We start from the raw sequence: 21,731 nt of genomic DNA, 5'->3' as shown, positions 1-21,731 counted from the left end.
GGACGACGGGTCCGGGGAACGGTCAGCAGGCGGCGACGACGGCTTCGCACATCTGGTGCGTGACCAGGGCGTCTCCGGCGCTCAGGACGCGGCCGGCCCGGACGGCGCCGAGGAACTCCCGGCAGATCTGCTCGACACCGCGCTGGCGTGCGACCGCCGTCCAGTCGCCCCGCCTGGTGAGCGTCTCGCCGCCGGAGTAGTCGGTCACGTCGCCGAGGTTGACGACTCTGCGCTTGCCGCCGCCGCCCATCACCTCGCAGGTCTCCTCGGCGGCGCCGCTGGTGCGGCTCATGACGCCGAGGGCGGTGAACCCGTCGCCGGACAGCTCCAGGACGACGTGCTCCAGCAGGCCGCCGCGCACCCGCGCGCGCACCGCCGTTCCGGTGACCTCCCCGGGAACGAGGAAGCGGAGCGTGTCGGCCACGTGGATGAAGTCGTCGAAGACGGCGACGCGGGGATCGGCGGCGAGCCCGGCCCGGTTCTTCTGCATGACGATCAGGTCGCGCGGCAGCCCGAGCAGCCCCGCGTAGCCGGGCGCGTGCCTCCGGTTGAAGCCCACCATCAGCGACCTGTCCCGCTCGCCCGCCAGCCGGACCAGCGTGGCGGCCCCGGCCAGGTCGTAGGCGAGCGGCTTGTCCACGTACACGTGGACGCCCGCCTCCAGCAGCTCCGTCACGATCGGGACGTGCGCGACCGTGGCGGCGTGCACGAACGCGGCCTCGACGCCCGCGCCGAGCAGGTCGCCGACCGACGTGAACCGCGGCCCGATCCGGTACGCGTCGCCGAGCCGGTCGAGGGTGCCCCGGTCCCGCGTGCACAGATGCGGCTCCACCCCCGGCAGGGCCGTCAGCACCGGCAGATACGCCTTCTCGGCGATGTCGCCCAGCCCGACGATCCCGATCCTCATGGCCGAGAGCCTAGAGGGCGTCAGACGTCGGTCATCCAGCGGTCAGGCGGCTCTTCTTCTCCTGCGAACCCCGGCGGGCGCGGGGTACGAAGAGCGGGCCGCTCCCCTGGGAGGTCCCATGCGTTCCCCGCGAACACTGCCGCCCGCCGTGGCCTTGGCCCTGGCCGCGCTGCTCCCGGCTCCCGCCCTGGCCGCCGGCTGCCGGGCCGGCCCGCACGGCGACGGGCACGGCGGTCATGCCGTGGCCGGCCGGTACCACCACCTCGTGGTCGTCTACGAGGAGAACCACAGCTTCGACAACCTGTACGGAAGCTGGGGACCGGTGGGCGGGGAGCGCGTCGACGCGCTCTCCGGTCCCTTCACACCTCGCAGCAGGCAGGTGGCGCAGGACGGCTCGCCGTACCGGTGCCTGCCGCAGAACGACGTGAACCTGACCTCGCCCCCGCTCGCGCCGACGTGCGGGGACGCCTCCCACGGCGTCCCGGCGAGCCACTTCGCCAACCAGCCGTTCACCGTCGACGACCACATCTCGCCGACGGACAGGACCTGCCCGGCGCCCGGCGTCTCCGCCCCGAACGGCGTGCTCGCCGGCAGCGTGGGGGCCGAGCCCGGTGGCTGCACCCGGGACCTCGTCCACCGCTTCTACCAGGAGCAGTACCAGATCGACCACGGCGAGCAGGACCGCTACGTCACCGGCAGCGACGCCGTGGGGCTGACGATGGGCGTCTACGACACCAGGAGGCTGCCGCTGTGGACGTACCTCCACGCGCCCGGCGCGCCGAAGTACGTGATCGCCGACCGGTTCTTCCAGGCGGCGTTCGGCGGGTCGTTCCTCAACCACCAGTACCTCATCGCGGCCCGCGCCCCTGTGGACACCGCGGCGGGTCCCGGCGGCGCCCACGAGAGCCTCCACTCCGTCGTGGACGCCGCCGGCTTCCCCAACGCCGGCTACCCGCTGTACAAGCCCGCGGCCACGGTGAAGGACGCCCAGCTCACCCAGGCGTGCGGGCCGGCCGCGAACCCGACTGTGGCCTGCGGCGACTACGCGGTCACCACGATCCAGCCGGCCGGCGCGCCCTTCGGGTCCGGCCCCCGGCTTCCACTCATCGATGACAGGAAATATCCCAACATCGGGGATCGGCTGAGCGAAGCGCACGTCGACTGGGCGTGGTACTCCGGCGGCTGGGACGACGCCGAGGCGGGCCACCCGGGGCCGCTGTTCCAGTACCACCACCAGCCGTTCGCCTACTTCGCGGCGTACGCCCCGGGCACGCCGGGCCGCGACCACCTCAAGGACGAGACCGAGTTCGTCGCGGCGGCCAGGCAGGGCACGTTGCCGGCCGTCAGCTTCGTCAAGCCGTACGGCGCCGAGAACGAGCACCCCGGCTACGCCAGCGAGGCCAGGGGCGGCGACCACCTCGTCGACCTCATCAAGACGATCGACAGCGGCCCGCAGGCCGGGGACACCCTGGTCGTCGTGACCTACGACGAGTTCGGCGGCCAGTGGGACCACGTTCCCCCGCCCGGCCAGGGCGGCCGGACGAAGGGCGCCTCCGACCTGTTCGGCCCGGGAACCCGGATCCCCGCCATCGTGCTGAGCCGCTCCCTGCCGCACTCCGGCGTCGACCACACGGTCTACGACACGACGTCGATCCTGGCCACGATCGAGCGCGGCCTGCGCCTGGCCCCGGTGGGCACGCGCGACGCCCGCGTCAACGACCTGTCGCACGCTCTGCGGGCGGCCGGCGTCCGCTGAAGAGCCCCGGCGCCGCACCCGCGCCGGGGTCGCGGGTCAGCGGGCGCGCCACCAGGCGACGGTGGTCTTCAGGGCGTCGTCGAGCGGGGTGGGGGCGAAGCCGAGGACCTCCTGCGAGGCCGAGGAGTCCAGCACGTACGGCCGGTCGAACTGGTAGCGGGTCTCGCGCATCTCCTTGAGCATCGGGACGGCGACCCCGGCGGCGGTGAGGGCCCACCCCGGCAGCCGCCACAGGCGCGGAGCGGGGGCTCCGGCCAGCTCGCACAGGCGGGTGGCCATCTCCCGCAAGGTCACGGGCGGGCCCGTCGGCACGTGCCACGGCCGCCCCCAGGACTGCTCGCGTCCCGCCGCCGCGACCAGCGCGCGGGCCACGTCCGGCAGGTACGTCCAGCTGTGCGGGATGTCGGGGTCGCTGATCACGGTGACGCGGCGGCCGGCGAGCAGCGGGGGCACCAGCCGCACCCCGGTGTAGGACTGGTCGAACGCCCGCGGCCCGAAGTAGTCGGAGCCCCGCACCTCGGTGACGCGGACCCGCCCGGCCCGGTGAGCGTCGAGGGCCTCCTGCCACATGCGGGCCCGCACCCGGCCCTTGGTGCCGGCGGCCGCCGGCGGCAGATCCTCGGTCATCGGGCCGTCCACCGGGCCGTAGCCGTACAGGTTGCCGGTGATGACGAGGACGGCGCCGGTGTCCTCCGCGGCGGCCAGGAGCGAGGAGGCGATCGGGGGCCAGTCACGCACCCACTCGTGGTAGCGAGGGTTGGCGCAGTTGTAGAGCGCGTCCGCCCCCTTGACCAGGGTGCGCATGCCCGCGGCGTCGCTCGCGTCGGCCGCTGCCGTGCGGATCCCCCGGCCCTTCGGCCCGGAGCCCGAGCGGGTGACCACCACGACCTCGTGACCCTGGTCCGCGAGCAGCTCGGCGACCTGCCCGCCCACTTGGCCCGCTCCGACGATGACGTGCTTCCCCATGATTTCTCCTTCAGACCTGGTTCCAGAGCAGCCGCAGCGCGGCGTCGGCGAGATAGAGGAAGGCGAACACAACACCCGCGGTGACCAGCCCGGACGCCGCCAGAGCTGCGGCACCGCAGCCGAACCAGGCCGTCTCGAACGCGGCCCGCGCCACACCGTGGAGCTGGTGGCGCGCACGGCCGCCGGCGGCGAACAGCCCCCACAGCGTGGCGAGCACGACGGGCCCGCCCACCCCCAGCAGGATCCGGACCACGAGGCCGGAATCACGGGTGAAGCCCCAGCGTGCCACCGAGATCAGGACGCCCAGCTCCAGGAAGAACATCAGCGCCGCAACGGAGCCCTTGGCCGCAGTGAGCATTGCTTCCCCTTGAGTACGTCGTTCTCTTTCAAGAGCAATGCTCTCGCTCCTTTCCAAAAACGTCAAGAGCAGTGCTCTCGTATTTTGGCGGCGCTCTGCTAACCTGGCGCCATGAACGCGAGCCGTACCGCACGGGAACGGGTGAGAGCGGAGCTGATGCAGGAGATCGCCGACGTCGCACGGCGGCATCTGGCGACCGAGGGGGCCGGCGGGCTCTCCCTGCGCGCCGTCGCACGGGACATGGGCATGGTGTCCTCGGCGATCTACCGCTACTTCCCCAGCCGCGACGACCTGCTGACCACCCTGATCGTCGACGGGTACAACGCGATCGGCGCCGTCGTCGAGGCGGCCGACGCCGCCTGCCCGCGCGACGACTTCACCGCCCGCTGGATCGCCGTGTGCCGCGCCGTACGCGACTGGGCATTGGCGCATCCGCACGAGTACGCCCTGCTGTACGGCTCCCCGGTGCCGGGCTACCGGGCGCCGGAGGACACGATCGCCCCGGCGTCCAGGGACGTCGCCGTCTACGGGGCGATCATCGCGGAGGCCTGGCGGGCGGGCCGGCTGTCACCTCCGCCCTTCTGCCCGGAGCCCCCCGCGGTCCTGGCCTCCGACGCCGAGGCGGTGCGCACGCTCCTGCCCGGCGTTTCCGACGACGTGGTGGCCCGCGCGGTCGTCGTCTGGACGGGTCTGTTCGGCATGGTCAACTTCGAGCTGTTCGGCCAGTTCAACAACGTCATCACTCACCGCGCCGAGCTCTTCGACCACAACATGGCCTGCCTCGGCCGCCTGGTCGGCCTGCCCGCCTGATGGCGGGCATTCCAGAAGATGGCGTACGGCACTATTTGGCGTCGGCGCAGGAACACATGGCGGACGACTGTGGCGAGCTCCCGGTCGGGAACCACTCCCGTCTGTCGAGCAGCCTGAACTCCAAGGCGGCCCCGCCCTTGAGTACCCACCTTCCCGGCCTTCCCCGCTGACAGACGTGCGGCCACGCGCTCGAACGGTACTCGGCGACGCAGCCATTTAGCCCGTGTGCGCATCACCGCGTCGCTGGACCGTAGCGGTGGAGACGACAGCGTGAAGGCGGCATCCGGGGTGGCCGGGATGCCGCCTTCTGGGCGTGGTCGCAGTGGCTTCGTGGGCCGCGGGACGACCGGGGCAGTGTGTGCCGGACCGGCGGCGGGTCACACCGCCGGAACCGGGAGATGCGGGAAGATCAGGCGGCGGCCGGGCGGGAGGCGCGGTTGACGGCCGAGATGATGGCCTTGAGCGAGGCGGTGGTCGTGTTGGCGTCGATGCCGACGCCCCACCACACCTGGGCGCCCTCGGGGCCGGTGATCTCGCACTCCACGTACGACGCGGCCTTGGCGTCGGTGCCGGCGCTCATCGCGTGCTCGACGTAATCCAGCACCCGCACGGTCACCCCCACCCCTTCGAGGGCGTCGCAGAAGGCCGAGATGGGGCCGTTGCCGACGCCCTCGACCTCCCTGATCTGGCCGTCGAACCGGACGTCGGCGCTGATGGCGTCCTTGTCGTCGACGGCCGAGGAGTGCCGGTGGGCGAGCAGGCCGATCCGCCCCCAGGGCCTGGTGGAGTGGGGGAGGTACTCGTCGGCGAACAGCTCCCAGATCTCGCCGCCGGTGACCTCGCCGCCCTCGGCGTCGGTGCGGGCCTGGATGACCCTGGAGAACTCGATCTGCAGGCGCCGGGGCAGGTCGAGGTGGTGGTCGGCCTTCATGATGTAGGCGACGCCGCCCTTGCCCGACTGGCTGTTCACCCTGATCACGGCCTCGTACGTCCGGCCGATGTCCTTGGGGTCGATCGGCAGGTACGGCACGGCCCAGGTGAAGCCGTCCACGGGCACGCCCGCGGCGGCCGCGTCGCGCTCCAGGTGCTCGAAGCCCTTCTTGATCGCGTCCTGGTGCGAGCCGGAGAACGCGGTGTAGACGAGCTCGCCGCCCCAGGGGTGGCGCGGGTGGACGGGCAGCTGGTTGCAGTGCTCGACCACGCGCCGGATCTCGTCGATGTCGGAGAAGTCGATCTGAGGGTCGACACCCTGGGAGAACAGGTTCATCCCGAGGGTGACCAGGCACACGTTGCCGGTGCGCTCGCCGTTGCCGAACAGGCAGCCCTCGATGCGGTCGGCGCCCGCCATGTAGCCCAGCTCGGCGGCGGCCACGGCGGAGCCGCGGTCGTTGTGGGGGTGGAGCGACAGCACCACCGAGTCGCGGTACGCCAGGTTGCGGTGCATCCACTCGATCTGGTCGGCGTAGACGTTGGGGGTGGCCATCTCCACCGTCGCCGGCAGGTTGAGGATCACCTTGCGGTCCGGGGTCGGCTGCCAGACGTCGTTGACGGCGTTGCAGACCTCCACGGCGTACTCCAGCTCGGTCCCGGTGAAGGACTCGGGCGAGTACTGGAAGAGGACGTCGGTGTCGCCCATCTGGGCGGCCAGCTTCTTGCACAGCTTGGCGCCCTCGACGGCGATGGCCGTGATGCCGTCGCGGTCCAGGCCGAACACGACGCGGCGCTGGAGCGTGGAGGTGGAGTTGTAGAGGTGGACGATGACCTGCCGCGCGCCGCGCACCGACTCGAAGGTCCGCTCGATCAGCTCGGGCCTGGCCTGGGTCAGCACCTGGATGACGACGTCGGAGGGGATCCGGTCCTCCTCGATGATCCTCCGGATGAAGTCGAAATCGGTCTGCGACGCCGCGGGGAAGCCGACCTCGATCTCCTTGTAGCCCATCCGGACCAGCAGGTCGAACATCTTCAGCTTGCGGTCGGCGTCCATCGGGTCGATCAGCGCCTGGTTGCCGTCGCGGAGGTCGACCGCGCACCACCGGGGCGCCTTGGTGATCACCTTGTCCGGCCAGGTGCGGTCGGTCAGCCGTACGGGCTCGAACGGCGTGTAGCGGTGAAAGGGCATAGGGCTGGACTGCTGCTCAGTGCTCATGATGCTCCTCGTCGGGGCGTCCGGCGACGCGGGCCGCTACGGCCCGATCACTTCAGGGAAGGGTCGCCGTGGAAGAAACCAGAACGGCCGACGCGCATGGCTCTCGCACCGCGGCGAGGGAGCCGGCCTCTTACAGGCCCTCGCCGCGGCGGATAAGAAGGAGTCCGCGCAGCATGCCAAGCACAGTAGCAGACGGCCGCGTCCAGACGGGACCGGTGCCCGCATTCCGAGACTCCCGTCTCAGCCGTCCTCCCAGGAGCCGGGCCGGAACCGCAGGCTAGGGTGACCGGAGACGAAGGAGGGCGCCATGAAGGACACCGAGATCCTGGGCCAGATCAAGGAGCTCGTCGACGAGGAGCACGCGCTGCGCGAGCGGCTCCTGGGCGGCGAGCTGACCTCGGAGGAGGAGCACGCGCGGATCGCCTACATCGAGGAGTCGCTCGACCGCTGCTGGGACCTGCTGCGGCAGCGCCGCGCGCGCCGGAACGTCGGCGAGGACCCCGACTTCGCCGCCCCGCGCCCCGTGAGCGAGGTCGAGAACTACCAGCAGTGACGCCCGCCGCGAGCCCGGCGGAAAATGGCTCGCACACTTGACCGGCGGTGCTGTTGGCTTGTGAACATGGAGATCGAGCCCCTCGACCCGGCGGTCCCGGGTGACGACGTCGCCGCCCTGCACGCCATCGTGACCGCCCACGACCGGCGGGGGCCCTCGATGTCGCTGCGGCACTTCACCGCGAGGCTGGAGCGCGGCGCCTCAGGCGAGCACGTGGAGACCTGGGTGATCCGCCGCGGGGGCGAGGTCGCCGGAGGCTACTCCGTACGCAGCCCCGAGGCCGACAACACCCACCTCACGCTGCTGCCCTGGCTGGCGGTCCGTCCGGGCCTGGAGCGGCGGGGGCTCGGCGGCGCGCTGCTGGACCACGTGATCGCCCGGGCGCGCGCCCAGGGCCGCCGGGTGCTCATCGGCGAGGCCGCCGCCGACCTCCCGGGCTCGCACTTCGCCAAGGCCCGCGGCTTCACGTCGGCCTCCACGGAGACGCGGCACGTGCTCGACCTGCGCGCCACCGACTGGTCCGGCCTGGAGTTCCTCCGTACCCGGGCCGGACGGCACGCCACCGGCTACTCGCTGGAACGGTGGACCGGCCCCGCCCCCGACGACCTTCTCGGCGACATGGCCCAGCTCAGCATGGGCATGAACGACGAGCCTTCGGACGGTCTCGACGTCGAGGACGAGCGCTGGGACGGGGAGCGGTTCCGCGCCCACGACGAGGCGAACGCCCGCGCGGGTCTGATCCCCTACACGATGGTGGCCAGGCACTCGGGCACCGGGGAGCCGGCCGGATACACCCGCATCTTCGTCAGCGCCCACGAGCACGGCGGCTGGGCCCGGCAGTCCGTCACCGCCGTGCTGCGGCCTCACCGGGGCCGGCGGCTCGGCCTGGTGCTCAAGCTGGCCAACCTGACCTGGCTCCACGCCTGCGAGCCGTCCATCGAGCGGGTGCTGACCTGGACCGCGACGTCCAACGCACCCATGCGCGCGATCAACGCCGCGATGGGCTACGAGGTGCTCGACACCTGGCACCAGTGGCAGCTCGACATCTGATCCCACCACGCCATCAGCCCTGGTACGCCGGCACGTACAGGGCCAGCAGTTACGGGGCCGGCGCAGGCGGCTCCGCACGCACCGGCGGCTCACACGGCGAGGAGCCGGTGGACGTGCTCGCCGCGCAGCTCCTCGGCGGCGCCCGAGTGGACCACCCGGCCGGCGTCGAGGATGAGGAAGCTGTCGGCCAGCCGCAGGGCGAGGTCCAGGTACTGCTCGACGAGCAGGATGGCGAGCCCGGAGGCGTGCAGCCGCTCGATCGCCTCCTCGATCTCCAGAATGATCGACGGCTGGATGCCCTCGGTCGGCTCGTCGAGGATCAGCAGCTTCGGCCGGGTGACCAGGGCACGGGCCATCGCGAGCTGCTGCTGCTGACCGCCGGAGAGGAAGCCCGCCGGCCGCTTGAGCAGCGGCTTGAGCCGCGGGAAGACCTCCAGGGCCTCCTCCACGGCGGAGGAGTCCCTGTGTGTGGACGCCTCCAGCGTGACCATGAGGTTCCCCATCACGGTGAGCTGGGGGAACGTCTCGTGGCCCTGGGGCACGTAGCCCATGCCGAGCCGTACCCGCTCGTCGGGCCGCAGCCGGGTCACGTCCCTGCCTTCGAACGTCACCGTGCCGCCCGTCGTCGGAAGCACGCCCATGACGGTGTTGAGCAGGGTCGTCTTGCCGACGCCGTTGCGGCCCATCACGCACATCAGGCTGCCCTCGCCGACCTCCAGGGAGACCCCGAAGAGCACCCGCGCCCTGCCGTACCCGGCCTCCAGGCCCTCAACGGACAGCATCCTCGGCCCCCTCACGCGCTCGTCCCAGGTAGATCTCCTGCACCCGGGGATCCGCGCTGACCTGCTCCATCGACCCCTCCATCAGCACCTTGCCCTCGTGGAGGACGGTGACCTGCGAGGCGTAGCGCCGCAGGAAGTCCATGTCGTGCTCGACGACGATCACCGTGTGGTCGCGCGCGACCTCGGTGAGCAGCTCGCCGGTGCGGGCCCGCTCGTCCTGGGCCATGCCCGCGACCGGCTCGTCGAGCAGCAGCAGCCTGGGGGCCTGGGCGATCAGCATCCCGATCTCCAGCCACTGCCGCTGCCCGTGTGAGAGCACGCCCGCCCTGCTCGCGGCGAGCGCGGACATCCCGGTCGTCTCCAGGGCCCGCTCTACCGCCTCGGACACCCCCCTGCGGCGGCGCAGCAGCGACCACAGGGGCCGCCGGAACGACGCCGCCAGATCGAGGTTCTCCAGCACGGTGAGCTCCTCGAACACCACCGACGTCTGGAAGGTGCGGCCCACGCCGAGCCGTACGACCTCGTGCTCCTTGCGTCCCACCAGCTCCTGCCCGCCGAAGACGACCGATCCCGCGCTGGGCTTGGTCAGGCCGGTGATGACGTCGATCAGCGTGGTCTTGCCGGCGCCGTTCGGGCCGATGAGGAAGCGCATCTCCCCCTTCCCGACGGACAGGTCGACGCCGCCGAGCGCGCGGAAGCCGTCGAACGTCACCTCCAGGCCCCGGATCTCCAGCAGCGTCTCCAGCGGGGTCTCCGGCCGGGTCTCCATCGGGGTCTCCAGCGGGGTCTCCAGCGGGGTCTCGGTCATGCGGCCGCCCTCCGGCTCTTCCATGCCTGCCTGAGCGTCCCGGCCAGGCCGGTGAGCCCCCGCGGCGCCAGGGTCATCACGAGGATGAACAGGGCGCCCTGGAGGTAGAGCCAGGCGTCCGGAAGCTCCTCGCTGAAGTAGGTCCGCGCGTAGCCCATGACGACCGCCCCCAGCACCGCCCCGGCGAGCGCGAACCGGCCGCCGACCGCCACGGCGACGACCAGTTCGAGGGACGGCACGACGCCCAGCAGCGCGGGCGAGATGATGCCGACGACGGGCACGAACAGCGCCCCCGCGATGCCGGCCATGCCCGCCGAGACCGCGAAGGTCAGGGTCTTGACCGTGGCCGGGTTGTAGCCGAGGAAGCGGACCCGGTCCTCGCCGTCCCTGACGGCCACCAACAGCCGCCCGAACCGGCTGCGGACGAGCTGCCAGGCCAGCAGGTACAGGACGCCGAGCACGGTGGCGACGAGGAGGTAGAGCCCGCGCTGGGTCTCCTCGGTAGCGAGGTCGTTGCCGAAGAAGTCGAAGAAGTTGGTCAGGCCGTTGGTGCCGCCGGTGAGCCCCTGCTGGCCCACCAGGAGGATCACCATCGCGGCCGCGAGCGCCTGGGTGAGGATCGCGAAGTACGCCCCCCGGACCCGCTGGCGGAAGACCAGCACGCCCAGCAGCAGCGCGACGGCGAACGGCAGCACCAGGACCATGCCGATCGCGAAGACCGGGTTGCCGAACGGCTTCCACAGCGCGGGCAGCCGCTCGACGCCGCTCCAGACCATGAAGTCGGGCAGGTCACCGCCGGCGTCGTTGAGCTTGAGGTACATCCCCATGGCGTAGCCGCCGAGGCCGAAGAAGACACCCTGTCCCAGCGTGAGCATGCCGCCCTTCCCCCACGCCAGGCCGATGCCGAGCGCGACGATGGCGTAGGTGAGGTACTTGGCCAGCAGGCCGAGGCGGAACGGCTCCAGCAGGAGCGGCGCCACGACCAGGACCAGGAGGGCCACGGCGACGAACGCGGCCGGGCCGCGCAGGCGGCTCCAGCGTGATCCGTCCGCCTCCGCCCCGGCCGGCCGTACGGCGGGCCCGGCCGGCCCGGCGGGCTCGGCGGGCTCGGGGGGTGCGGTGATCTGGGAGTCGGGAGCGGCCGTCATGTCAGCGCCCTCGATCGGAGTACGAACAGGCCCTGTGGACGGACCTGGAGGAAGCCGACGATCGCCACGAAGACGATCACCTTGGCGAGGCTGGCGTTGGTCCAGAACTCGGCGTAGGAGTTGAGCAGGCCGAGCCCGACAGCGGCCAGCACGGCGCCCTTCAGCTGGCCGAGCCCGCCCGCGACGACCACGAGGAAAGCGTCCACGATGTAGTAGGTGCCGAGCGTCGGCCCGACCGGGCCGATCAGCGTGAGGGCGACGCCCGCGACGCCGGCCAGGCCGGAGCCGATGAAGAAAGTGAGCTGATCCACCCGGCCGGTGTTGATCCCGCTCGTCGCGGCGAGCCGGCGGTTCTGCATGACCGCCCGCATGCGGCGCCCCTGGGACGTGCGTTGCATGTAAGCCCAGATGGCCACCACCGACAGCACGGCCAGGGCCATGATGAACAGCCGGTTGTACGGCAGGATCCCGATGCCGCCCCGCAGCCAGGAGGGCGACAGGACCTGCACGTTCGGCGCGCCGAACAGATCACGGGCGCTCTGCTGGAGCATCAGGCTGACGCCCCACGTGAGCAGCAGCGTGTCCAGCGGCCGGCCGTAGAAGTGCCGGATGAGCAGCCGCTCCAGCACCAGCCCCATGAGCCCGGCGACCACGAAGGCGGCCGGGAGAGCGATGAGGAAGCCCACGCCCTGAAGGAGGTAGGCCGTGTAGGCCCCCGCCATGATGAACTCGCCGTGAGCCATGTTGATCACGCCCATCTGGCCGAACGTGAACGTCAGCCCGAGAGCGATGAGCAGGAGAACCGCCCCGATCGACAGCCCGATCGGGAGCTGGTTCAGCACTCCTTCCACGTCACCTCCACCGCCCCGCTCGTCTGGTCACCCGCACCGACCCCTTCCGTGTCGCCTCTTCGCCTTGCCGGCCGCTGCGCGCCTGCTCCGTACGGCCGCGCTTCGCCGCCGTGCTTCGCGGCCGTGCCGTGCTCCGGGACCGCGCGGGGCGTACGCCGCCCGCCCCGCGCGGGGCCTCGCGCCGGATCCTCGATCCGTCAGACAAGCCCACCGGCCCAGGAGTACGTCTTGAGGTACGGGTCGGGCTTGATCGGCTTGCCGGAGTTCCAGACCTCCTTGATCAGGCCGTCCGGCTGGATCACCCCGATCCGGGCGGTCTTGTACACGTGCTGGTTCTCGCCGTCGATGGTCACCTGGCCCTCGGGGCGATCCAGTACGACCCCGCCCGCCGCCTTCTTGACGGCCTCGACCTCGGTCGTGCCGGCCTTCTTGACGGCCTCCGCCCACAGGTAGACGGCGTTGTAGCCGGCCTCCATCGGGTCGGAGGTGACCTTGTCGGCGCCGTACTTCGCCTTGAACGCGGCGACGAACTTCTGGTTGGCCGGGGTGTCGGTCGTCTGGTAGTAGTTCCAGGCCACGAGCTGCCCGGCGATGTTGTCCACGCCGATGCCCTTGACCTCCTCCTCGGCCACCGACACCGACATGACCGGCATCTGCTCGGCCGTGATCCCGGTGCTCTTGAGCTGCTTGAAGAAGGCCACGTTGCTGTCGCCGTTCAGCGTGTTGAAGACGGCGTCGGGCTTCGCCTCGACGATCTTGTTGACCAGCGTGCTGTATTCGGTGTGGCCGAGCGGGGTGTACTCCTCACCGAGCACCTGCATCCCGTTGGCCGCGGCGTACGCCTTGATAATCTTGTTCGCCGTCCGCGGGAACACATAGTCGCTGCCGACGAGGAAAATCGTCTTCTTTCCCTTTTCCTTCAGATAGTCGAGACCGGGTACGATTTGCTGGTTGGTCGTGGCGCCCGTGTAGAAAATATACGGAGAGCTTTCCAGGCCTTCGTACTGAACCGGATACCAGAGGAGGGCCTTGCGCTTCTCGAACACCGGCAGCATCGCCTTGCGGCTCGCCGACGTCCACCCGCCGAACACGGTGGCGACCTTGTCCTGGGCGATGAGCTTGGTCGCCTTCTCGGCGAAGGTGGGCCAGTCGGACGCGCCGTCCTCGACGACGGGTTCGAGCTTCTTGCCGAGCACGCCGCCGGCCGCGTTGATCTCGTCGATGGCGAGCAGCTCGGAGTCCCTGACCGTGACCTCGCTGATCGCCATGGTGCCGCTGAGCGAATGGAGGATTCCGACCTTGATGGTGTTCCCGCCGCCTCCGGCGGCCGCCTGCTCGGTCGTCTTCGAGGACTGTCCGCCGCACGCCGCGAGTGCCGTCGCCAGAACCGCGAAAGCGGCTCCGATACGCCAGGCTGAATTACGCAATTGCTCCTCCTTGCCGTTACGGCCCCCGCGCCGATCCTTCTGCCGTCAAGGTGATCGCACTACATTTCCCGATAAGATCGGGCAGGTTAACAACTCATGAGCGAAGCCTCACGCCGGTGCCGATACACGTATGAAATGAACAGGTAACGCGAGGGAAACGGCGGTTACCTATCGTCCCGCCATGCGGCTCACTCCACACGAACAGGAACGCCTCCTCATTCACGTCGCGGCGGGCGTCGCCCGCGACCGCAAGGAGCGGGGTCTGCGCCTGAATCACCCGGAGGCCACGGCGCTCATCGCGTCGTTCCTGCTGGAGGGCGCCCGCGACGGCCGGACCGTGGCCGACCTGATGGACGCCGGCCGCAAGGTGCTCCGCCGGGAGGACGTCATGGACGGCGTTCCCGAGATGCTGGACTCCGTCCAGATCGAGGCCACCTTCCCGGACGGCACCAAGCTCGTCACCGTCCACAACCCGATCGCATGACCGGGCCGGCGGTCACCCGTACCGGCAGGATCGGACGCATGAGCGGAAGGACGAGCCAGGGATGAGCAGCGCGAGCGCCGCGGGAGCGCCCGGCGAGATCGTGTACGGCGAGGGGGTCGTCCCGCTGAACCCGGGCAGGCCCCGGGTCACGGTGCGGGTGGTGAACACGGCCGACCGGCCGGTGCAGGTGGGGTCGCACTACCATTTCGCCGCGGCCAACCCCGGCCTGGAGTTCGACCGGGAGGCGGCATGGGGCACCCGCCTCGACATCCCCGCCGGGACGGCCGTCCGGTTCGAACCGGGCGTCGAGCGCGACGTGACGCTGGTGCCGATCGCCGGGGGGCGGGTCGTGCCCGGCCTGCGTCCCGAGTGGGCGGGCCCGCTCGACGGCGCTCAGGACGGGGCGGCGGATGACTAGCATCGAGCGCTCCCGCTACGCGGCCCTGTACGGCCCGACCACCGGCGACCGGGTGCGGCTGGCCGACACCGACCTGTTCGTCGAGGTGACCGAGGACCTGTCGATGGGTCCCGCGGGGGCCGGCGACGAGGCCGTGTTCGGCGGCGGCAAGGTGATCCGCGAGTCGATGGGCCAGGCACGGGCCACCCGCGCAGAGGGAGCCGCCGACCTGGTGATCACCGGTGCGGTGATCCTCGACCACTGGGGCGTCGTCAAGGCCGACATCGGCGTGCGCGACGGGCGGATCGTCGCCATCGGCAAGGCGGGCAACCCGGACACCATGGACGGCGTCCACCCGGACCTGGTCATCGGGCCGTCGACCGAGATCCTCGCCGGCAACGGGAAGATCGTCACGGCGGGCGCGGTCGACTCGCACGTCCACCTGATCTGCCCGCAGATCCTCGACGAGGCCCTCGCCGCGGGCGTGACCACGATCGTCGGCGGCGGCACCGGCCCGGCCGAGGGCACCAAGGCCACCACCGTCACCGGCGCGTGGTACCTGGGCCGGATGCTGGAGTCGCTGGACGCCTACCCGGTCAACGTGGCGCTGCTCGGCAAGGGCAACACGGTCAGCGAGGAGGGCCTGCTGGAGCAGCTCCGCGCCGGGGCGTCCGGCTTCAAGCTGCACGAGGACTGGGGCACCACCCCTGCCGCGATCGACGCCTGCCTGACGGTCTGCGACGCCACCGGCGTCCAGGTGGCCATCCACACCGACACGCTGAACGAGGCCGGGTTCGTCGAGTCGACCCTCGCCGCCATCGCCGGGCGCGGCATCCACGCGTACCACACCGAGGGCGCCGGAGGCGGCCACGCGCCGGACATCATCACGGTCGCCTCGCACGCCAACGTCCTGCCGTCGTCAACCAACCCGACCCGGCCGCACACGGTGAACACCCACCACGAGCACCTGGACATGCTCATGGTGTGCCACCACCTCAACCCGTCCATCCCGGAGGACCTGGCGTTCGCCGAGTCGAGGATCCGGCCGACGACGATGGCGGCCGAGGACGTCCTGCACGACATCGGCGCCATCTCCATGATCGGCTCTGACTCGCAGGCGATGGGCCGGGTGGGCGAGACGATCATCCGCACCTGGCAGACGGCGCACGTGATGAAGCGCCGCAGGGGCGCCCTGCCCGGGACGGACCCCGCCGACAACCTCCGGGCACGCCGCTATGTCGCCAAGTACACGATCAACCCGGCCGTCGCCCACGGCCTCGACGGGGAGATCGGCTCGGTCGAGATCGGCAAGCTGGCCGACCTCGTGCTGTGGAGCCCGGCCTTCTTCGGGGTCAAGCCCGACCTCGTCATCAAGGGAGGCGTGATCGCGTACGCGCAGATGGGCGACGCCAACGCCTCGATCCCGACGCCGCAGCCGGTGCTCCCCCGCCCGATGTTCGGCGCGGCGCCGGTGACCGCGGCCGCCACGTCGCTGCACTTCGTGGCCCCGCTGGCGATCGAGGACGGCCTGGCGGACCGGCTCGCGGTGCGCCGCAGGCTCGCCCCTGTGGCGGACGTGCGCGGCCGGCGCAAGGACGCGATGCCGCTGAACGACGCGCTGCCCGACATCCGGGTGGACTCCGACACCTTCGCGGTCCGCGTGGACGGCGAGCTGATCGAGCCCGCGCCCGCCGAGGAGCTGCCGATGGCGCAGCGGTACTTCCTCTTCTGAGTTGGTTCGTGAGCAGGTGGCGAGCAGGTTGGCGAGCGGTTCCGAGTGGCGGAGGGAGACGACGGACGGCATGCGGGAGGAGAGCCAGATGCACGGACCGGCGAACGGCCACGGCCCGGCACACGACCCGCCTCAGGGCAGGTCGCAGGGGGACGCGGCGCTGCTCCTGCTCGCCGACTCCCGGCTCCCCGCCGGCGGTCACGCCCATTCGGGTGGAGCCGAGGAGGCGGTGCGGCTCGGCACGATCACCGGGCCGGAGGATCTGGCGCGGTTCCTCAGGGGCCGGCTCGCCACGGCCGGGCTGGTGACCGCCGCACTCGCCGCGGCGGCCTGCGAGCTCGGCACCACGACCGCCGGCCGGCCTCGGCACCGCCACCACCCCTCCGCCGACGGCTCCGGCGGCGCGCACTCGCCACCCGCCGAGAGCGCCGAGGGGGACGACGAGCAGATCGGGCTCTGGCGCCGTCTCGACGCGGAGACGGACGCCCGCACCGCCTCGCCCGCCCAGCGGGAGGCGAGCCGTACGCAGGGCCGCCTCCTCCTCCGCACGGCCCGCAGGATGTGGCCCTCGCCCATCCTCGACACGCTCGGCCGTGCCGTGCCCGAGGGCCCGCACCATTCCGTCGCGCTCGGAGCGGCCGCCGCGTCGGCGGGCTGCGACCCCTACCAGGCGGCGCTGGCCGCCGCTTACAACTCGGTGACCGGCCCCGCCACGGCCGCCGTGCGACTCCTGGGGCTCGACCCCGTCACCGTGCACCGTCTGCTGGCCGACCTGGCCCCGGCGCTCAACGACGCGGCCCACGCGGCGTGCGCGTCCCTCATCGACGCCGTCGTCATGGACCTGGACCCCGCCGCCGTCGACCCACTGGCCGTCGACCCGCTGACTGACGATCCACTGGCCGGCGATCCACTGGCCGGCGACCCGCCTGCCACCGGTTCCCTCGCGACGGGCCCACTTGGGGAGCCGCAGGCTGTGGGCCTCGCGGGACGCGAGCCGGTGGGCGCGGGCGAGACCGACGGCGTGCCGCCGGACGGTCCCGACGACGGCTCCCCGCCGTGGCGGGGAAGGGCGTGGCCCGCGCTTCCCGGTCACGCGGCGCCCGCTCTCGACCTGCTGGCGGAAGGCCACCACAACAACACGATGAAGCTCTTCGTCTCCTGACGTCGCGACCCCGAGCCCAGGCTCCCGAGCAGAAGGACAGGTTCCCACCATGGGCGCTCACCACGACGACCTCCACGACGCGGCCGAGCCGGAAGGTCGTGCCCTTCGCCTCGGCATCGGCGGCCCGGTCGGCAGCGGCAAGACCGCCCTCGTAGCGGCACTGTGCCGCAGCCTCGGCCCCTCGATGCGCCTCGGGGTCGTGACCAACGACATCTACACCACCGAGGACGCCGACTTCCTGCGGCGTACCGGTGTCATCGACCCGGAGCGCATCCTCGCCGTGCAGACCGGCTGCTGCCCGCACACCGCGATCCGCGACGACATCGCCGCCAACCTCGACGCGGTCGAGACTCTGGAGGAGCGCTTCGGACCCCTCGACATGGTGATCGTCGAAAGCGGGGGCGACAACCTGACCGCCACCTTCAGCAGGGGCCTGGCGGACCGGCAGATCTTCGTGCTCGACGTCTCCGGCGGCGACAAGGTGCCCCGCAAGGGCGGCCCCGGCGTGACCACGGCCGACCTCCTCGTCGTCAACAAGACCGACCTCGCCCCGATGGTCGGCGCCGACCTGACCGTCATGTCCAGGGACGCCGCAGCCGTGCGGGAGGGCAGGCCCGTGTTGTTCACGTCCATCCGGGAGGACAGGGACGCGCACTCGGTCGCCGAATGGGTCATGAACATCGTGAGCTCCTGGCAATACCAGCACGGCCGTCCCGGTCACCCCCACACCCCCCCGGCCCGCTCGTACGGTCGTGACGAGGGCGGGCAGGATCACGGCCACGAGCACGCCGCTCCGACGGCGACACCGTGACGCGACCGTGACAGCACTGCCTCCCGGCGGCACGGGCCCGGCCGGAGACGGGACGCGCGCGTCCCGGCCCGGCGCCGGGCCCGCCACCGGCGTTCCCGGCGGCCGGGCGTCTGTGGTGGCGCGCGCCCTGATCAGGACGGAGCCGGGCCACCGGGGAGGCACCCGGATGGAGACCCTCCGGTCGGACCCGCCGCTGACCCTGCGCCAGACAGGCCCGGAACGGATCCACCTCGTCTCCACCGGTGCCGGTCCACTCGGCGGCGACCGCCTGGCGCTGGGCATCGACGTCGCCGCGGGCACCTCGCTCGAGATCAGCTCGGTCGGGGCCACGCTGGTCCTGCCCGGCTCCGCTCCCGGGCACTCGCTGATGCTCGTCCACGCCCGGGTGGGAGCGGGCGCCTCACTCCGCTTCTCGCCCGAGCCGACCGTGCTCGCCGCCGGATGCTCCCACCGCGTGGTCGTACGGCTCTGGCTCGACGAGGGCGCCACCGCGTTCTGGCGTGAGGAGATCGTCTTCGGGCGGCACGGGGAGCGCCCCGGGCGCTGCCACACCCGGTTCGACGCGTCCGTGGCCGGGCGGCCGCTCCTGCGTCAGGACCTCGTCGTCGGCGACCCGGCCCTCGACGGCAGCCCGGCGGTGTACGGCGAAGCCCGCTGCCTCGGATCCACTCTGGTCGCCGGTCCACAGTGGGACGCCCTCGCCGTGCCTGACGGCAAGCGTGAACGGCGGGCCAGGACGGGCGAAGGCTGGGCGGCGCTGCCCCTCGCCGGAGCCGGGGTCCTGGCGACGGCCCTGGCAGGCGACGCGGTCGAGCTGAGAAGGCGCCTGGAGCGCGGCGAGGAGGCCGCCCTGGGCTTCGCCGAGCCCCCGACCTCGATTCGGCCGGCCAGCCAGTGAACCGCCGCGCGATCGAGCCATGGCCGGCACGAGCGATATCGCCCATGCCGATCCGGATCTGTCACGTCACAGTGACCCGAGCTGCGCGCGGATGGCGTCGGTGTCGCGCAGCGCCCAGTGCTCCACCACCTGTCCGTCGCGTACGACGATCATGTCCATGCTGGTGACCTCGTAGCGGCGGCCCGAGGCGGTGTGGGTGGCCCGGCTGGTGTACCTGTTGACCGAGACGTCACCCGCGGTCACGTTCTGCTCGACGGTGACCGCGACGTCGTGGAAGCCGCTCTCCCCCAGCGACTCCCATTTGGCCCGCCACGCGTCTCGCCCGTGATGGTCACCCGACGCGCCGCCCCGGTGGTCCACCACGTCGGGGGCGATCATGGCGAGCGCGTCGTCGAGCCGTCCGGCCAAGACGTCGTCGTACGCGTCGAGCAGTGCCCGGTGCACCTCGCCCGCCGTTCTCACCTGTGCCGTCATCTGCGCCTCCGCATTCACATAAACGGGGAAGTCCCCACTTGCTGCCTCGCGCTACGCTAAACGGAAAGCTCCCCGGTTGGCAAGGAGAACGCATGGATTCGCAGGAGCGACGGCCCCAGCGGGCCGACGCCCGGCGCAACCGCGACCTGCTGCTCGCCGCCGCGCGCCGGGTGTTCGCCGAACGGGGCCCCGACGCGCCGCTGGACGAGGTGGCCCGGCGCGCCGGGGTGGGGAACGCCACCATGTACCGCCATTTCCCCACCCGGACGGATCTGGTGATCGCCGTCTACGCCGACGAGGTCACCGCGTTGTGCGACCGGGGCGCCGCCCTGCTGGGCTCGGATCCCCCTGGCGAGGCGCTGTTCACGTGGCTGAGCGACTTCGCCGCCCACGTCTCCGCCAAGCGCGACCTGGCGCTCACCGTCACCGACGATGGGTCCGGGCGGCAGTCGGAGCTGGTCGAGCGGTGGCACAGCGCCATGATCGCGACCGCGACCGCCCTGCTGGACCGTGCACGCCGAGCAGGCGCCGTACGTCCCGGGGTGGAGGTCATGGACCTGCTCACGGTCGTCAACGGCATAGCGCTGGCGTGCGGGGAGAGCGGCCAGGCCGACCGGCTGCTCCGCCTGGTCCGTTCGGGCGTGGAGGCTTCCTGAGCACGCCGAGCGGGGCAGTGCTCCGGCCACGGAGACCCAGCACCGTGCGGCGGGGGCACACTCCCGGCGTCCGGGGCCGTAGCCTGGTGATCGTGGCCGAACTCACCCCCCCGCTCTCCGGCTCACCCCGGCGCCGGAGCACCTCCAGCGTCCTGCTGGCTCTCGGCGTGGTCGTGACCGGGCTGGCCCTGGCCGTCACCGCGCTGCTGCCCTGGGCCGGCGTCACAGCTCAGTTCAGCGTCCTGGACGCCGAGATCAGCCGGGCGGTGCGCGGTGTGGACGCCGGCTCAGGGTGGTACGTCCTCGGCGCGGGCATCGCCGCCATGTTGCTCGGCGTGCTCGGCGCGACGCGGAGCTGGCTGTTCACCGGCCTGGCGATCCTGCCCGGCGCGGTGGCGGCCTTCGCGCTCGCGATGTTCCTCACCGACCCGCAGGACCTGGCGAACCGCCTCGACTTCCGCATCCCGGGTCTGCTGAGCGTCCACCCCACGATCCAGTACGGCTGGTTCGCCGGCTTGCTGTCCTCGGTCGCGGTGGCCGTCCTCGCGACGGCGGCCTTCCTCCGCCGTCGCTGAGCCCGGCCGGGGCCGGGTCGGGGCCGGGGGAGGCAGGCCGGGACGGGGCCGGGTCAGTCGTAGAAGCCCAGGCGGCGCAGCTGCTTGGGATCCCGCTGCCACTCCTTGGCGACCTTGACCCGCAGATCGAGATAGACCCGCGTGCCGAGCAGGGCCTCGATCTGCTGGCGGGCCCGGCTGCCCACGTCCTTGAGCCGGGCTCCCCCGGGGCCGATCACGATGGCCTTCTGCGACGGCCGTTCGACGTACATGAACGCGTAGACGTCGAGCAGGTCCTCCCGGCCCTCGCGAGGGGCCATCTCCTCGACCACGACCGCGATCGAGTGGGGCAGCTCGTCGCGGACGCCCTCAAGCGCCGCCTCCCGGATCAGCTCGCCGACCAGGACCTGCTCGGGCTCGTCGGTCAGCTCTCCCCCGGCGTACAGGGGCGGCGACTCGGGAAGCCGGGCGGTGAGCTGCTCCGCGAGCACGCCGAGCTGCTCGCCGCTGCGCGCCGACACCGGGATGATCTCCGCGAAGTCGGCCAGCGCGGACACGGCGAGGAGCTGCCCGGCGATCTGCTCCCTGGTGGCCAGGTCGCACTTGGTGACGACCGCGATGACCGGGGTCTTCTTGACGGCCGCCAGCTTCTCGGCGATGAACCGGTCGCCCTTCCCGACGGGCTCGCTGGCCGGCACGCAGAAGCCGATCACGTCGACCTCGGTGAGCGTCGACAGCACGAGGCTGTCGAGCCGCTCGCCCAGCAGAGTGCGGGGACGGTGGAAGCCCGGGGTGTCCACGATGACGAGCTGGGCGTCGGGCCGGTGGACGATGCCGCGCACGGCCCGGCGGGTGGTCTGCGGCTTGGAGGAGGTGATGGCCACCTTCGTGCCGACCAGGGCGTTCATGAGCGTGGACTTGCCGACGTTGGGCCTGCCCACGAAGCAGGCGAAACCGGCACGGAATCCAGCGGGGGAATCGGCGAGGGAGTCGGCGTTCAC

At 71.8% G+C, this 21,731-nt stretch carries 23 protein-coding genes; 12 read left to right on the top strand and 11 right to left on the bottom strand.

Going from position 1 to position 21,731, the window contains the following annotated elements; translation table 11 throughout:
• Positions 1 to 22: 22 nt before the first annotated feature.
• Positions 23 to 907 carry a Gfo/Idh/MocA family protein gene (locus AB0B72_RS23905; protein WP_367741133.1) on the bottom strand — a complete coding sequence of 295 codons (885 nt, stop codon included), beginning with the start codon at positions 905 to 907 and terminating at the stop codon, positions 23 to 25.
• Between the two features lie 118 nt (positions 908 to 1,025).
• Between AB0B72_RS23905 and AB0B72_RS23900 the strand changes: the two genes are divergently transcribed.
• Positions 1,026 to 2,663: an alkaline phosphatase family protein gene (locus AB0B72_RS23900; RefSeq protein ID WP_367741132.1), complete on the top strand. Its 1,638-nt coding sequence runs from the start codon at positions 1,026 to 1,028 to the stop codon at positions 2,661 to 2,663.
• A 36-nt stretch (positions 2,664 to 2,699) separates the two neighbouring features.
• On the opposite strand, the gene AB0B72_RS23895 is transcribed toward AB0B72_RS23900, so the two are convergent.
• Positions 2,700 to 3,629 carry an NAD-dependent epimerase/dehydratase family protein gene (locus tag AB0B72_RS23895; protein ID WP_367741131.1) on the bottom strand — a complete coding sequence of 310 codons (930 nt, stop codon included), beginning with the start codon at positions 3,627 to 3,629 and terminating at the stop codon, positions 2,700 to 2,702.
• 10 nt (positions 3,630 to 3,639) lie between these two features.
• Entirely contained in the window at positions 3,640 to 3,987 is a 348-nt protein-coding gene (locus AB0B72_RS23890; protein ID WP_367741130.1) for a YrdB family protein, read from the bottom strand.
• Positions 3,988 to 4,098: 111 nt separating this feature from the next.
• Between AB0B72_RS23890 and AB0B72_RS23885 the strand changes: the two genes are divergently transcribed.
• Entirely contained in the window at positions 4,099 to 4,797 is a 699-nt protein-coding gene (locus AB0B72_RS23885) for a TetR/AcrR family transcriptional regulator (RefSeq protein WP_367741129.1), read from the top strand.
• A 409-nt stretch (positions 4,798 to 5,206) separates the two neighbouring features.
• Here AB0B72_RS23885 and leuA read toward each other — a convergent pair whose 3' ends face one another.
• Complete coding sequence (gene leuA / locus AB0B72_RS23880) at positions 5,207 to 6,943, bottom strand: 2-isopropylmalate synthase (protein ID WP_367741128.1); 1,737 nt, start codon at positions 6,941 to 6,943, stop codon at positions 5,207 to 5,209.
• A gap of 307 nt (positions 6,944 to 7,250) precedes the next feature.
• Between leuA and AB0B72_RS23875 the strand changes: the two genes are divergently transcribed.
• Positions 7,251 to 7,496, top strand: a complete 246-nt coding sequence (locus AB0B72_RS23875) for a DUF2630 family protein (RefSeq protein WP_367741127.1) — start codon at positions 7,251 to 7,253, stop codon at positions 7,494 to 7,496.
• Positions 7,497 to 7,562: 66 nt separating this feature from the next.
• Positions 7,563 to 8,546, top strand: coding sequence for an N-acetyltransferase family protein (locus AB0B72_RS23870; protein ID WP_367741126.1), 984 nt, complete (start codon positions 7,563 to 7,565; stop codon positions 8,544 to 8,546).
• Positions 8,547 to 8,635: 89 nt separating this feature from the next.
• Here the strand turns inward: AB0B72_RS23870 and urtE are convergent, their stop codons facing one another.
• The 5 genes from urtE to urtA form a co-directional block, all read right to left on the bottom strand.
• A complete protein-coding gene (gene urtE, locus AB0B72_RS23865) occupies positions 8,636 to 9,328 on the bottom strand; it encodes an urea ABC transporter ATP-binding subunit UrtE (protein ID WP_367741125.1) in 693 nt (230 codons plus the stop codon).
• Positions 9,315 to 10,097 carry an urea ABC transporter ATP-binding protein UrtD gene (gene urtD / locus AB0B72_RS23860; protein ID WP_367741152.1) on the bottom strand — a complete coding sequence of 261 codons (783 nt, stop codon included), beginning with the start codon at positions 10,095 to 10,097 and terminating at the stop codon, positions 9,315 to 9,317. Before urtD ends, urtE begins: the two co-directional genes overlap by 14 nt.
• A 35-nt stretch (positions 10,098 to 10,132) precedes the next feature.
• A complete protein-coding gene (urtC, locus tag AB0B72_RS23855) occupies positions 10,133 to 11,284 on the bottom strand; it encodes an urea ABC transporter permease subunit UrtC (RefSeq protein WP_367741124.1) in 1,152 nt (383 codons plus the stop codon).
• Positions 11,281 to 12,135, bottom strand: coding sequence for an urea ABC transporter permease subunit UrtB (gene urtB, locus AB0B72_RS23850; RefSeq protein ID WP_367741123.1), 855 nt, complete (start codon positions 12,133 to 12,135; stop codon positions 11,281 to 11,283). The genes urtC and urtB overlap by 4 nt, the downstream gene beginning before the upstream one ends.
• A gap of 197 nt (positions 12,136 to 12,332) precedes the next feature.
• Positions 12,333 to 13,562, bottom strand: coding sequence for an urea ABC transporter substrate-binding protein (gene urtA, locus AB0B72_RS23845; RefSeq protein WP_367741122.1), 1,230 nt, complete (start codon positions 13,560 to 13,562; stop codon positions 12,333 to 12,335).
• 181 nt (positions 13,563 to 13,743) lie between these two features.
• Here urtA and AB0B72_RS23840 point away from each other — a divergent pair, with 181 nt between their 5' ends.
• The 6 genes from AB0B72_RS23840 to AB0B72_RS23815 all read left to right on the top strand — a co-directional run bounded on the left by AB0B72_RS23840 (position 13,744) and on the right by AB0B72_RS23815 (position 19,046).
• A complete protein-coding gene (locus AB0B72_RS23840) occupies positions 13,744 to 14,046 on the top strand; it encodes an urease subunit gamma (RefSeq protein WP_367741121.1) in 303 nt (100 codons plus the stop codon).
• A gap of 61 nt (positions 14,047 to 14,107) precedes the next feature.
• Positions 14,108 to 14,464, top strand: a complete 357-nt coding sequence (locus tag AB0B72_RS23835) for an urease subunit beta (RefSeq protein WP_367741120.1) — start codon at positions 14,108 to 14,110, stop codon at positions 14,462 to 14,464.
• Positions 14,457 to 16,175, top strand: coding sequence for an urease subunit alpha (locus AB0B72_RS23830; RefSeq protein ID WP_367741119.1), 1,719 nt, complete (start codon positions 14,457 to 14,459; stop codon positions 16,173 to 16,175). The genes AB0B72_RS23835 and AB0B72_RS23830 overlap by 8 nt, the downstream gene beginning before the upstream one ends.
• Positions 16,176 to 16,263: 88 nt before the next feature.
• Positions 16,264 to 17,337, top strand: a complete 1,074-nt coding sequence (locus tag AB0B72_RS23825; protein WP_367741118.1) for an urease accessory protein UreF — start codon at positions 16,264 to 16,266, stop codon at positions 17,335 to 17,337.
• Positions 17,338 to 17,386: 49 nt separating this feature from the next.
• Positions 17,387 to 18,148, top strand: a complete 762-nt coding sequence (gene ureG, locus AB0B72_RS23820) for an urease accessory protein UreG (RefSeq protein ID WP_367741117.1) — start codon at positions 17,387 to 17,389, stop codon at positions 18,146 to 18,148.
• Positions 18,149 to 18,155: 7 nt separating this feature from the next.
• Positions 18,156 to 19,046, top strand: coding sequence for an urease accessory protein UreD (locus AB0B72_RS23815; RefSeq protein ID WP_367741116.1), 891 nt, complete (start codon positions 18,156 to 18,158; stop codon positions 19,044 to 19,046).
• 66 nt (positions 19,047 to 19,112) lie between these two features.
• Here AB0B72_RS23815 and AB0B72_RS23810 read toward each other — a convergent pair whose 3' ends face one another.
• Positions 19,113 to 19,520 carry an ester cyclase gene (locus AB0B72_RS23810; protein WP_367741115.1) on the bottom strand — a complete coding sequence of 136 codons (408 nt, stop codon included), beginning with the start codon at positions 19,518 to 19,520 and terminating at the stop codon, positions 19,113 to 19,115.
• Positions 19,521 to 19,612: 92 nt separating this feature from the next.
• Between AB0B72_RS23810 and AB0B72_RS23805 the strand changes: the two genes are divergently transcribed.
• Together AB0B72_RS23805 and AB0B72_RS23800 are read left to right on the top strand one after the other, a co-directional pair.
• Positions 19,613 to 20,176, top strand: coding sequence for a TetR/AcrR family transcriptional regulator (locus tag AB0B72_RS23805; protein WP_367741114.1), 564 nt, complete (start codon positions 19,613 to 19,615; stop codon positions 20,174 to 20,176).
• 92 nt (positions 20,177 to 20,268) lie between these two features.
• Positions 20,269 to 20,751 (top strand): hypothetical protein, encoded by a 483-nt coding sequence (locus AB0B72_RS23800; RefSeq protein WP_367741113.1) that lies wholly within the window; start codon positions 20,269 to 20,271, stop codon positions 20,749 to 20,751.
• A 53-nt stretch (positions 20,752 to 20,804) separates the two neighbouring features.
• On the opposite strand, the gene era is transcribed toward AB0B72_RS23800, so the two are convergent.
• Complete coding sequence (era, locus tag AB0B72_RS23795) at positions 20,805 to 21,731, bottom strand: GTPase Era (protein WP_367741112.1); 927 nt, start codon at positions 21,729 to 21,731, stop codon at positions 20,805 to 20,807.

The sequence above is a fragment of the Microbispora sp. NPDC049125 genome (genome assembly GCF_040802045.1).
Lineage (GTDB): Bacteria > Actinomycetota > Actinomycetes > Streptosporangiales > Streptosporangiaceae > Microbispora.
The sequence above is the reverse complement of the archived record's forward strand: the minus strand, read 5'-3'. Positions and strand labels throughout refer to the sequence as shown.

Bases quoted from the DNA above. Each gene is read 5' to 3' on its own strand.
- AB0B72_RS23905 (WP_367741133.1), bottom strand. From the start codon at position 907: ATGAGGATCGGGATCGTCGGGCTGGGCGACATCGCCGAGAAGGCGTAT.
- AB0B72_RS23900 (WP_367741132.1), top strand. From the start codon at position 1,026: ATGCGTTCCCCGCGAACACTGCCGCCCGCCGTGGCCTTGGCCCTGGCC.
- AB0B72_RS23895 (WP_367741131.1), bottom strand. From the start codon at position 3,629: ATGGGGAAGCACGTCATCGTCGGAGCGGGCCAAGTGGGCGGGCAGGTC.
- AB0B72_RS23890 (WP_367741130.1), bottom strand. From the start codon at position 3,987: ATGCTCACTGCGGCCAAGGGCTCCGTTGCGGCGCTGATGTTCTTCCTG.
- AB0B72_RS23885 (WP_367741129.1), top strand. From the start codon at position 4,099: ATGAACGCGAGCCGTACCGCACGGGAACGGGTGAGAGCGGAGCTGATG.
- leuA (WP_367741128.1), bottom strand. From the start codon at position 6,943: ATGAGCACTGAGCAGCAGTCCAGCCCTATGCCCTTTCACCGCTACACG.
- AB0B72_RS23875 (WP_367741127.1), top strand. From the start codon at position 7,251: ATGAAGGACACCGAGATCCTGGGCCAGATCAAGGAGCTCGTCGACGAG.
- AB0B72_RS23870 (WP_367741126.1), top strand. From the start codon at position 7,563: ATGGAGATCGAGCCCCTCGACCCGGCGGTCCCGGGTGACGACGTCGCC.
- urtE (WP_367741125.1), bottom strand. From the start codon at position 9,328: ATGCTGTCCGTTGAGGGCCTGGAGGCCGGGTACGGCAGGGCGCGGGTG.
- urtD (WP_367741152.1), bottom strand. From the start codon at position 10,097: ATGGAGACCCGGCCGGAGACCCCGCTGGAGACGCTGCTGGAGATCCGG.
- urtC (WP_367741124.1), bottom strand. From the start codon at position 11,284: ATGACGGCCGCTCCCGACTCCCAGATCACCGCACCCCCCGAGCCCGCC.
- AB0B72_RS23840 (WP_367741121.1), top strand. From the start codon at position 13,744: ATGCGGCTCACTCCACACGAACAGGAACGCCTCCTCATTCACGTCGCG.
- AB0B72_RS23835 (WP_367741120.1), top strand. From the start codon at position 14,108: ATGAGCAGCGCGAGCGCCGCGGGAGCGCCCGGCGAGATCGTGTACGGC.
- AB0B72_RS23830 (WP_367741119.1), top strand. From the start codon at position 14,457: ATGACTAGCATCGAGCGCTCCCGCTACGCGGCCCTGTACGGCCCGACC.
- AB0B72_RS23825 (WP_367741118.1), top strand. From the start codon at position 16,264: ATGCACGGACCGGCGAACGGCCACGGCCCGGCACACGACCCGCCTCAG.
- ureG (WP_367741117.1), top strand. From the start codon at position 17,387: ATGGGCGCTCACCACGACGACCTCCACGACGCGGCCGAGCCGGAAGGT.
- AB0B72_RS23810 (WP_367741115.1), bottom strand. From the start codon at position 19,520: ATGACGGCACAGGTGAGAACGGCGGGCGAGGTGCACCGGGCACTGCTC.
- AB0B72_RS23805 (WP_367741114.1), top strand. From the start codon at position 19,613: ATGGATTCGCAGGAGCGACGGCCCCAGCGGGCCGACGCCCGGCGCAAC.